The organism is Cesiribacter andamanensis AMV16 (genome assembly GCF_000348925.1).
In the GTDB taxonomy this organism is placed as follows: domain Bacteria; phylum Bacteroidota; class Bacteroidia; order Cytophagales; family Cyclobacteriaceae; genus Cesiribacter; species Cesiribacter andamanensis.
This window is the reverse complement of record NZ_AODQ01000143.1, coordinates 1-10,388: the sequence shown is the minus strand read 5'-3', so window position 1 is coordinate 10,388 and position 10,388 is coordinate 1. Positions and strand designations below refer to the sequence as shown.

The window sequence follows — 10,388 nt, the reverse complement described above, 5'->3', positions numbered from 1 at the left end:
CCGGGCTGCTGTCAGCAGCCCCGGCTAAGCCCTAGCCATCACCAGATGGGCCTGGCGGGTGTATTCAGAAGCGATCAGGCCACAGTGCTGCAGGAAATCTTCTCAAGTCTGTGGAGTAGTGTCAAACCCAAAACGCGTCTTATTTTTTAGTTTTTTCACTCCTGAACCAATGAAAAACCATTCCCTATACCTCGTTCTCCTCTACGCTGTAGGCCTTCTTGCCTGTAGTGAAGGGGCACGCCCTGTTGCCGATGCTGCCGGAACCGAATTGTCCGCTACAGGCCAGATCACCTACCAGAACCCGGTACTGCCCGGCGATTTTGCCGATCCCTCGGTGGTGCGGGTAGGGGATGACTACTGGGCTACGGCCACCTCTTCGGAATGGGCACCGCTCTTTCCGCTGCTGCACTCCACCAACCTGGTAGACTGGGAAATCCGCGGGCATGTATTTCCCGACCGGCTGCCCGACTGGGCCGAGGCCCACTTCTGGGCGCCGGAAATCGAGTATGAAGAGGGTACCTACTACATCTACTATACCGCCAAGAAAAAGGGAGGAAACCTGTGCGTAGGCGTGGCAAGCGCCACCAATCCTGCCGGACCCTATACCGATCTGGGGCCGCTGGTGTGCCAGGAGGTAGGCTCCATTGACGGTTTTGCGATCCGGGACGATAAGGGCGATCTCTACCTGATCTGGAAAGAGGATGGCAACAGCCGCGGCCTGCCCACCCCCATGTGGGGCCAGCGCATGAATGGTGCGCGCACTGAGTTGCTGGGCCAGCCCTTTGAGCTCTTCCGCAACGAACCGGGTAGCTGGGAGGGGGGGCTGGTAGAAGGAGCCTACATTCTGCGCAGGGGCGAGTACTACTACTGCTTTTACTCCGGCGATGCCTGCTGTGGCCGCAGCTGTACCTATGGGGTAGGGGTAGCCCGCTCCAAAAGCCTGCGGGGCCCCTGGGAAAAGCACAGCGCCAACCCCATCATGAAACAGAATGAGGACTGGAGGTGTGCCGGCCATGGCTCAGTTGTAACTGATCCACAGGGTGAGCATTACTTTCTTTACCATGCCTACAGCACCCGGGGAGGGGTATATACCGGGCGGGAAGGCCTGCTGGACAAAATCTACTGGGGAGCCGATGGCTGGCCCTACTTCGTTGAAGGGGCCCCCAGCACCAGCGCTCAGGCGCCGCATGGGCAAAATGCTCCCGACCAGCTGGCCGTACAGGAAGATTTTTCCGAAACATCGCTACAGAAGGGTTGGCAGTGGCCGGTAGCCCGCAGCGCTGCCTTTTACACGCTCTCCGCCTCGGGGCAGGAGGGGCAGCTAGTGCTGCAGGCCCAACCCGACCAGCTTGGAAACCTCCTGGCGCAGCGCACCACTGCCCCTGCCTATACCGTAACCACCTCTGTAGACAAGAGCAGGCTGCAGCAGGGGGTGCAGGCCGGCCTGGCTGCCATTGGTGATCAGGAGAATGCGCTGGGCATCTCCGCAGGCGCAGAAACCATACTGGCCTGGCGGGTAGTAGCCGGAAAGCAGGAAACCGTGGCACAGGCGAGCAGTCCGGCGCAGGGGCAAATTCAGCTACGGCTGGTGGCCGAGCAGGGCAATCGCATGGCGCTCTCCTGGAGCACCGATGGCGCCAACTGGCAGGCACTTACCAATGAGCCGCTGGATGCCTCCTACCTGCCCCCCTGGGATCGGGCTGTGCGGGTAGGCCTGACAGCGAAGGGACCGGCCGGCAGCACGGTTGCCTTTAACTGGTTTCGCTATGAGCCGACCCCCCAAACGACCAGGCCCCAACACTGATTGCTACTTTTACCGCAGCCCCTATAGCGTATGAAATCGATCATTCCCATTTTGTTTTTTGTAGCCCTGGTGTACCAGTTCTTTAGCTGCTCCACCCCTACTCAGCAGGCCGAAACCGCCGGCCCGCCCGCAGAGGGCCAGCTCAGCCTGCAGCAGTCCTCCTTTGGCAGGATGGACGATGGCACAGCCGTTTCGCTCTATACCCTTACCAATGCCAGCGGCATGGAGGTGCGCATCACCAACTACGGCGGCACGGTGGTAGCGCTGCTGGCGCCCGACCGGCAGGGCCGGCTGGAAGATGTGGTGCTGGGCTTTGATTCGCTCCAGGGCTATCGCTCCCCCCTGTACCTGCAGGAAGGTCCCTACTTTGGTGCACTCATCGGCCGCTATGGCAACCGCATAGCCCTGGGCCGCTTTGCCCTGGATGGGCAGCCCTACCAGTTGGCAACCAACAACGAGCCCAACCACCTGCATGGCGGTACCCGGGGCTTTGATAAGGTAGTGTGGCAGGCAGAGCCCCTGCAGGAGCCCGATGCGGTGGGCGTACAGCTGCGCCACATCAGCCCCGATGGGGAAGAGGGCTATCCCGGCACCCTGACGGTGGAGGTCACCTACCGGCTTACCAACGACAATGCCCTTAGCATCCACTACAGCGCCACCACCGATCAAAAAACGGTGCTCAACCTTACCAACCATACCTACTTTAACCTCTCGGGAAGCGCTCGCCGGGATATTCTGGCGCACGAGCTGATGCTGGAGGCCGACCGTTTTTTGCCCGTTTCCGAAAGCCTGATCCCCCTTGGTGAGCTGCGTCCGGTGGCCGGCACCTCCTTTGATTTTACCCAGCCCACCCCTATTGGCCAGCGTATTGACCAAAGCAATGAGCAGCTGGCCGTTGGCCGGGGGTACGACCATTGCTGGGTGCTGCGGGGAACTGCCGGAGAAATGCGCCGGGCCGCCACGCTGCACGATCCGGCCAGCGGCCGCTTTATGGAAGTATTTACCACTGAGCCGGCCATTCAGTTCTATAGCGGTAACTTCCTGAAGGGCAATCTGACCGGAAAAGGGGAGGTAGCCTACGGGCAGCGCTGGGGGCTTTGCCTGGAAACCCAGCACTATCCCGATTCGCCCAATCAGCCCGCTTTTCCCAGCACCGAGCTGAAGCCCGGAGAGGTGTATGAAACGCAAACCACCTACCGGTTTTCTGTAAAGTAACGACCGGGCCCGGCTAAGCCAAAGCCTGAAGCTTTACAGAAAATCAGCCGCTGCTTCATGTGATGGAGGATATGGACAAAGGCATGCATAAAGCCCTGGAGGGGTAGAGCAGGAGGCTCCTTTTGCAAAACATCTTCTTCTCAATTTCCTTTTTAAAGTATACCCTCCTGCCTCTTACCATGATGAACACTTGCCGCCGTATAGTGGTGCTTCTTTTTTCTTTGGTGTGCGTACAGATGCTGGCAGCCTGCAGTAGCCTGAGCGAAAGTGCAAAGTTTGAGCTTAATGAAGGGTATTATAAAGAAAAGCGCCTGGGTGCTGATCGTCAGGTCTATGTATATGCCAGTGAGGATACACTGGTAGCCTTTCCGGTTCAGAAAAGAGGGGAGCAGCTGGCTGTTGATACCGCTGCCGCAACAGCGCTGGCATTTCCGGCTGTAGCCTCAGGGCAGGGCCTGCCGGCGCAAACCTACCATGCCTATTCCTTTGATCTGGATGTGCTGGCTATCCCCTTTAAATACCGGCCCACCACTGTGGGGCATCCCCGCCAGCTGGGTACGCAGTTTAGCGGCGCGCTGTATGCCGGCTACCGCACAGACCGCTACCGGATCCGCTACAGACACACCCCCCTGGGCATTGCCCACAGGCGAATTACCCACTACGGGTACAGCATTGGTCTGTTTAGCGGCATAGGCGCGGAACCCATCAATCCCTGGGTAACCCGCAACCGCTATGCAGATGAATATGATGGGGTCGTTTGGATGAACGGACTGGCCGCCATCATAGGGATCAACAGCTTTACTTTTGGCCTGGCCATAGGGGCAGACCGCCTGCTGGACAGAAACCGCAGCATCTGGATCTACCAGAACAGGCCCTGGCTGGGGCTGGCGGTGGGCCTTAATCTTAACTAAGTCCTGGTTCGGTAACCTTTTGCCCGCTGCATCGACCGCTGGTAACAACTGCCTTGCAGAAGCAAAAATACTTTTGTTAGTTGCCGGAGGCGCATTAACCCTTTTGGCGTATGATCAAGAACCTGTTGATCTCTTTTGCAATGGCCCTGCAGAACATCCGGGCCAATTTTTTGCATACACTGCTCTCCGTGCTGGGTATTGTAATTGGTGTGGCGGCGCTGGTGGCCATTCTCTCCTTTATTGATGGCATGGAAAAATATGCCATGGAGCAGATTTCTTCTACTACCTCGCTACAGAGCATCAGCATCGAGACGCGCACCATGCAGAAGCTAGACGGCATCCACATGAAAAAGGAGGAATGGGGCTACTTTACCGCCGAGCGCATGCAGCAGCTGGAGGCCTCTCTGAGCTATAGCGCCGAGGGTTACCTGTTAAAGACACAGGCCCAGCGCCTGCAGGTGCATGATACTGCCTCACAGGGGGTACTGGTGGCCGGAACCCTGGCTAAGGTCTGGCCAAAGGCAGTGGTGCTGGCAGGCAGGCTGTTCAGCCCCGAAGAAATAGCCCAATCCAGCCGGGTGGCGCTGGTAAACGAAGTACTGGCCAGCATAGTAAGCGGCAGCGATGATCCGCAGCGGGTCCTAGGCCAGCACCTGCAGCTGGAACAGGGCCGCATGCAGATAATTGGGGTGCTCAGGGCCGATCAGCCGCTGGTAGCCCGGGCCGTTATTCCCATCACTTTTTTTGGAGACGAAAGCCTGCGGCAGGAGCCGCCCCAGGCTGTGGTTGAGGCGCAGCAGGTAGAGGAGATCCAGGCCCTGAAAGCAGAGATCGAAGGCTGGCTGGCCAGCCACCTGGCCCGGCAGCCCGATGATTTTGAGGTGATCACCAATGAGTTTAGAGTAGAGCAGATGAGCAAGGGCATTCTGCTCTTTAAGATTGTGATGGGGCTCATTACAGGCATAGCCGTGCTGGTAGGCGGCATCGGCATCATGAATGTGCTGCTGATCTCAGTTACCGAACGCACCTCCGAGATAGGGGTGCGCAAAGCCATGGGGGCCAAAAAATGGGATATTTTGCTGCAGTTCCTGTCAGAATCCATCACCGTATCTGGCTTTGGCAGCTTTATGGGGCTGGTGCTAGGGGTGCTGGCCACCCTGGGGGCGGTTCCCCTGATCCGGCACATTACCCAGGCGCCCTTTGAGGCGGCCTTTACAGCCGGCACGCTGGCTACGGTGGCCATTCTGGCGCTGGTGCTGGGGGTGGTTTTTGGTACCTATCCGGCCATGCGGGCGGCCCGTCTGGATCCTGTAGAGGCCATCCGGCGGGAATAACCCGCCGGAGGCACAGCTATCAGAATATGAAGTAGGGGTAGCCTAGCAGTCTTCTGCCATGCCTACCTGTATGCTGTTGATCTCGTTATCTTCCAGCCAGAAGTTCAGGCCAAGCTCATCCAGCGCTACCAGCTCCATGCCCGGCTCCTCTTCGGTAGAGACATCCTCTACATACGGGTCTTCAAATCCCCTGGTGCTGATATAGGCCAGCAGCTCATCTTTTGTAGCGCCTACCTGTATTTTGCTGTCCAGATGGTACTCATCGCTGTCAATTTCTATTTCGGTGAGGGTATAGTCCCGGTCCGAATCGAAGCTCAGGTGCAGGCCAAGGTCGTAGTACATCAGCAGCAGGCTGGAGGTGCCGTCATCATGGGTCATGGTGTCGGTTTCGTCGGGCAGGCCCAGAATCTGCTTCACTTCTTCTTCAGAAAGCCCAAACTGCAGCTTGCCAACCCCTTTGTTTGGGTATATGGTCTTGTCTTTCATGGGTGGGTGTAAATGCTTGATTTCAATCAGAACCCGAATATGGGCGAAAGGTTGATCAGAATCAAGAGGCAGCTGTTCATAATCGCAGGATTTATTGCGGGCAGGGCAGGGGGAGTATTTGCCTGGTGAATGGTATCTTTACCGGATGATGGAAGCCGCCTCTGATCCCAGCATCCTGCTTGCCCTGGTACGTACCCGCATGCCCTTTGGCAAGTACAAAGACCGCCTGCTGATGCACCTGCCCGAAGAGTACCTGCTCTGGTTCAAGAAAAAGGGCTTTCCGCCCGGTAAGCTTGGCCAGCAGCTGGCCCTCATGTACGAAATCAAAAGCAACGGGCTGGAGTACCTGTTACAGCCGCTCCTGAAAATGTAGGTGAGCGCCGCCTGATCTCCCCAGCCTGCTGCCACACCGGACGTTCCTGCCTGGTCCGCAAGGCCTACAGGCAAAACATGAATCACCTGAATTTCTGAATGGCTAAAACAGCCTCAGATTGCTGTATGTTAGCCCAAAAACATCAAGAAACGCTGTCACCTCGACCAGCAGGAGAGATGACAGCCTACCTTAATAAAAAAGGCCTCATGGTGAATCATGAGGCCTTTTAATGACTAATCCCGATAAAAATTCGGGATTAGTCATGCTTTGCAAATAGCAGTTTTTTTCTTGTGAAGGATCGGGCAGCCACCGCTGGGCTCAGACCCTTTCTTTCTCCTCTTCTTCCTCTTCCCGGCTAAATACCTTTTCGGGCAGGGGGGTGGGTACCTGCCCGGCGGTTTGCCGGTTGGCGATCACAGAGGCAATCATCCCGGCAATCAGCATGCTGACGATGATGCCCAGCGAAACCAGTGTGGGGAATTGGTAATGGTTGGCCAGCATCAGCTTAATGCCCACAAAGCCCAGGATAAACACCAGGCTGTATTTGATAAAGCTGAAGCGGTCCATAAAGTTAACCAGGAAGAAATAAAGCGTCCGCAGGCCCAGAATGGCAAATACATTGGAGGTAAAAACCAGAAAGGGGTCGGTGGTTACGGCAAAGATGGCCGGAATGGAGTCGATGGCAAAAAACACATCGGTAAACTCCACAATCACCAGGGTTACAAACATCACCGTAGCCGTTTTTACCCCCTCTTTCTGAATAAAGAACTTGGGACCCTCGTATTGCCAGTCGATAGGGTAGAGCTTGGTCACCAGCCGCAGCAGGGGGTTTTTGCTAAAGTCGGTTTCTTCTTCATCTACCGACAACATGCGTATGGCCGAGTAGATCAGCAGGGCGCCAAACAGATAGGTGGTCCAGTGAAAGGCCTCCAGTACGGCAGTGCCCACCACAATCATAATACCCCGGAACACCATGGCCCCGATGATGCCCCAGAAGAGTACCTCATGCTGGTAGCGGGGGGCAATCTTAAAGTAGGTGAAGATCAGGGCAATCACAAAGATGTTATCCAGGCTGAGCGATTTCTCAATCAGAAAGCCGGTATAGAAGTTGAGCATGGCCGCGGAACCCGAGAGGCCGCGCTTATTGATGTCCAGCCAGTTGGTGTCGTAGATGTAGTACACCGCCCCGCCAAACAGCAGCGCAAGCCCTACCCATACGGCCGTCCAGTAAAATGCTTCTTTGTAGGAGATCTGTTGCGGGTTCTTATGAAAAACGCCCAGATCTATCGCCAGCAGGCCCAGAATGAAAGCAATAAAGCTTGCCCAGATTACTAATTCCATTAATTTATCAGAAAATCTTCCAAAGATAGCCAAAAGGGCCCCTATAGAACTTTGCTTGTAAGAAAATGTACAATCCTGCAGGATTTCAGCAACTTAAGAACAGAAAGTGCCCCGCAAAGGGCGCGGAAGCCTTATTTTGCGCGTTTAAAGGGCTGCATTATACCCCCCGGGCTAAGCGGTAGACGGGCAGTTGCTTATGCCAGGTCTTCTGCTGCACTATCGGTCTCCAACTCATAGGTTTTCTCCACAATCTTATGGATTGTAAGGTCCAGCTCCTTGCAGACCACATCCAGCTTTTCAATCACCAGGCTGTTGATCTCGCTGTTGAGGTTGTTTTTGTCGAATAGCCCAATGAGGCCCATGATGCTGGCTACCGGCCTGCGTACGTTATGTGACTGAAGATGAGCAATTTCGCGCAGTTTGTCGTTTTGCTCCAGAATGCGTTGCTCGGCCTGCAGGCGGTCATTGATGTCCAGGGCCAGCACCAGGCGGGCACTGCGTTTGTTAAACTGGGTACGGTGGCTGTAGATGCTCACCCAAAATTCTTCCCCGCTCTTTTTGCGGTGCAGCCAGGTGCCGCTCATGGAATAGACCGGGCTTTCGCTGCGCAGATTTTCATGCAGTTTGGCTACTTCCTTTTCGGGCCGCAGGTCTAGTATGGTAAGCCCCAGAAATTCCTGCAGGCTAAAGCCGTAGGTTTGAAGCGCCGCCCCGTTTACGGCCAAAATCTTTAGGCTTTGCTGGTCATATACCCACATGGGGTTGGGATTTTCTTCAAACAGGCGCTTGTACTGGTTGCGGCGGTCATCCAGTTTTCTGAAGGCATGCATAAGGGCGCCGTAGAGCAAAAGAGCGGTTATACCGCAAAAAATAAGTACCAGCAGCAGTATGCCGGCAAACCCAAAAGAGGGCAGGTCCAGTGTAAGAACAATCAGGGCTGCACCCAGCAGCCAGCAAACGCCCCCAAGTGTATAGATGCCCGAATAGAGTACTGCCGTTCGCCTCATTGATTACATTACACGATGGGTCTATCAGTCCTAAGGGTATTCGCCGGATTGTACAAAAACCTCCCCAAGTCCGTAACCATCAGATTCTGCCAGTGTAGAAACAAGAGGATGAAAATACAATTTCCCTGGCAATAGCAAAACCCTTTTGGGCTGATTCTCTATAATTTTCTTGTCAGTGGGGGCTGCCGCCTGCTGAAGGCACTATTGGATGGTGCACCATGCATTACCAACCCCCTGCAGCTTTCATAGGCAGTGCTGCTTCTGTATGTTTGCAGAAGTACATGCCGTATAGTTTCCTTTCCGTTTGAGTGCCCATGGCTGAGCAGGACCTGCCCGTTGTAACCATTCTTCCCGAGCTGAAGCAGCAGCTGGCCTCGGCCACTACGCTTATTCTGCAGGCGCCGCCCGGTGCAGGCAAAAGTACGGTGCTGCCCCTGCGGCTGCTGCATGAGCCCTGGCTGCAGGGGCAAAAGATCCTGATGCTGGAGCCCCGCCGCCTGGCCGCCCGGGCCGTAGCCAGTCGCCTGGCCCAGCAGCTGGGTGAGGCGCTGGGGCAAACCGTTGGCTACCGCATCCGCTTTGAGCAGCGTATTGGCCCCACCACCCGCCTGGAGGTGCTTACCGAGGGGGTGCTGGCCCGCATGCTGGGGCAGGACAATGGGCTGGAAGGGGTAGGGCTGGTGATCTTTGATGAGTTTCATGAGCGCAGCCTGCAGGCCGATCTGGCCCTGGCCCTCTGCCGGGAAATTCAGGGGGTGCTGCGGGACGATCTGCGACTGCTCATAATGTCGGCCACGTTGGATGGTGCCGAACTCTCCCGCCTGCTGGGGGGAGCGCCCATTCTCACCAGCCAGGGCCGTCAGTACCCCATTAGCCTGCGCTACCTGCCCCCAGGAGCAGCGCAGCTACCCCGGCGCCGATGCCCTGGCCCGGCTGGTGAGCAGCGCCATCCGCAAGGCACTGCGGGAAGAAGAAGGGGATGTACTGGCCTTTTTGCCCGGCGCCGGCGAAATAGAGCGCTGTGCGGGACTGCTGCAGGAGAGCGAACCCGCCATCAGCCTGCATCCCCTCTATGGCGATCTGCCGCAGGCCGAGCAGCAGGCTGCCCTGCAGCCGCACCCCCAGGGCCGGCGCAAAGTGGTGCTGGCCACCTCCATAGCCGAAACCAGCTTAACTATAGAAGGCATACAGGTAGTAGTAGACAGTGGCTATTCCCGGGTACCCCGCTTTGATCCGCGTTCGGGCCTTAGCCGGCTGGAGACCGTAGCGGTCACCAAAGATACGGCCGATCAGCGGGCGGGCCGCGCAGGCCGGTTGGGGCCAGGGGTGGCCTACCGCCTCTGGAGCGAAGGGGCCCAGCAGCACCTGCAGCCCCAGCGTCAGCCCGAGATCCTGGAAGCCGATCTGGCCCCTACCGTGCTGGAGCTGGCCGGCTGGGGCATACAGGACTTCACATCCCTTAGCTGGCTAAGTCCCCCTCCGGCCGGGGCGGTGGCCGCCGCCCGCCAGCTGCTGCAGGAGCTGCAGGCACTGGAGGGCCCCAAAATAACCGAGCGCGGCCGCCAGATGCTGCGCCTGCCTACCCACCCCCGCCTGGCGCACCTGCTGCTGGAGGGCGAGGCCGACGGGCAGGCCTCCCTTGCCGCCGATGTGGCCGCTCTGCTGGAAGAGCGGGACCCCCTGCCCCGGGGCGCCGGCGCCGACCTGAGCCTGCGGGTAGAAGCCCTGCGGCGCTGGCGCGGTGGGGAGCGGGTAAGTGCCGACAGGGCCCTGCTGCAACGCCTGGAGCGCCTGGCATCCCAGTGGCGCCGTCTGTTCAAAACAGATGCAGACAATGAGCCGGTGGCCGATACCAGCGTGGGCAAGCTCCTTGCGGCGGCCTATCCCGAGGCGCATTGCCCAGGCGCGAGGAAGGGG

General features: G+C 57.5%; 9 protein-coding genes and 1 pseudogene. 7 read left to right on the top strand and 3 right to left on the bottom strand.

Translation table 11 applies throughout. From position 1 onward, the window contains the following. Nucleotides 1-169 precede the first annotated feature (169 nt). The 4 genes from ADICEAN_RS18225 (at nt 170) to ADICEAN_RS18210 (ending at nt 5,264) form a co-directional block, all read left to right on the top strand. Nucleotides 170-1,804, top strand: coding sequence for a family 43 glycosylhydrolase (locus ADICEAN_RS18225; RefSeq protein ID WP_009197132.1), 1,635 nt, complete (start codon nt 170-172; stop codon nt 1,802-1,804). A gap of 30 nt (nt 1,805-1,834) precedes the next feature. After that, on the top strand, nt 1,835-3,019 hold the full coding sequence (locus tag ADICEAN_RS18220; protein ID WP_009197131.1) for an aldose epimerase family protein: 1,185 nt from the start codon (nt 1,835-1,837) through the stop codon (nt 3,017-3,019). 179 nt (nt 3,020-3,198) lie between these two features. Then, complete coding sequence (locus ADICEAN_RS18215; RefSeq protein ID WP_009197130.1) at nt 3,199-3,930, top strand: hypothetical protein; 732 nt, start codon at nt 3,199-3,201, stop codon at nt 3,928-3,930. Nucleotides 3,931-4,040: 110 nt separating this feature from the next. Beyond that, nucleotides 4,041-5,264: an ABC transporter permease gene (locus ADICEAN_RS18210; RefSeq protein ID WP_009197129.1), complete on the top strand. Its 1,224-nt coding sequence runs from the start codon at nt 4,041-4,043 to the stop codon at nt 5,262-5,264. Between the two features lie 42 nt (nt 5,265-5,306). On the opposite strand, the gene ADICEAN_RS18205 is transcribed toward ADICEAN_RS18210, so the two are convergent. Next, nucleotides 5,307-5,750 carry a hypothetical protein gene (locus ADICEAN_RS18205; RefSeq protein ID WP_009197128.1) on the bottom strand — a complete coding sequence of 148 codons (444 nt, stop codon included), beginning with the start codon at nt 5,748-5,750 and terminating at the stop codon, nt 5,307-5,309. A 145-nt stretch (nt 5,751-5,895) separates the two neighbouring features. Between ADICEAN_RS18205 and ADICEAN_RS18200 the strand changes: the two genes are divergently transcribed. Beyond that, the gene (locus tag ADICEAN_RS18200; protein ID WP_009197127.1) at nt 5,896-6,123 is read left to right on the top strand and encodes a DUF3820 family protein; all 228 of its coding nucleotides are present in this window, start codon (nt 5,896-5,898) and stop codon (nt 6,121-6,123) included. A 318-nt stretch (nt 6,124-6,441) separates the two neighbouring features. Here the strand turns inward: ADICEAN_RS18200 and ADICEAN_RS18195 are convergent, their stop codons facing one another. Continuing rightward, a complete protein-coding gene (locus tag ADICEAN_RS18195; RefSeq protein WP_009197126.1) occupies nt 6,442-7,464 on the bottom strand; it encodes a TerC family protein in 1,023 nt (340 codons plus the stop codon). A gap of 194 nt (nt 7,465-7,658) precedes the next feature. Beyond that, nucleotides 7,659-8,471, bottom strand: coding sequence for a PAS domain S-box protein (locus ADICEAN_RS21570; RefSeq protein WP_009197125.1), 813 nt, complete (start codon nt 8,469-8,471; stop codon nt 7,659-7,661). Nucleotides 8,472-8,785: 314 nt separating this feature from the next. Between ADICEAN_RS21570 and ADICEAN_RS23405 the strand changes: the two are divergent. Together ADICEAN_RS23405 and ADICEAN_RS23055 are read left to right on the top strand one after the other, a co-directional pair. After that, nucleotides 8,786-9,226, top strand: a pseudogene (locus ADICEAN_RS23405) (DEAD/DEAH box helicase); the annotation flags it as partial. Between the two features lie 181 nt (nt 9,227-9,407). After that, nucleotides 9,408-10,388: helicase-related protein (locus ADICEAN_RS23055; protein ID WP_262486200.1), on the top strand; the 981-nt coding region annotated here is incomplete at its 3' end.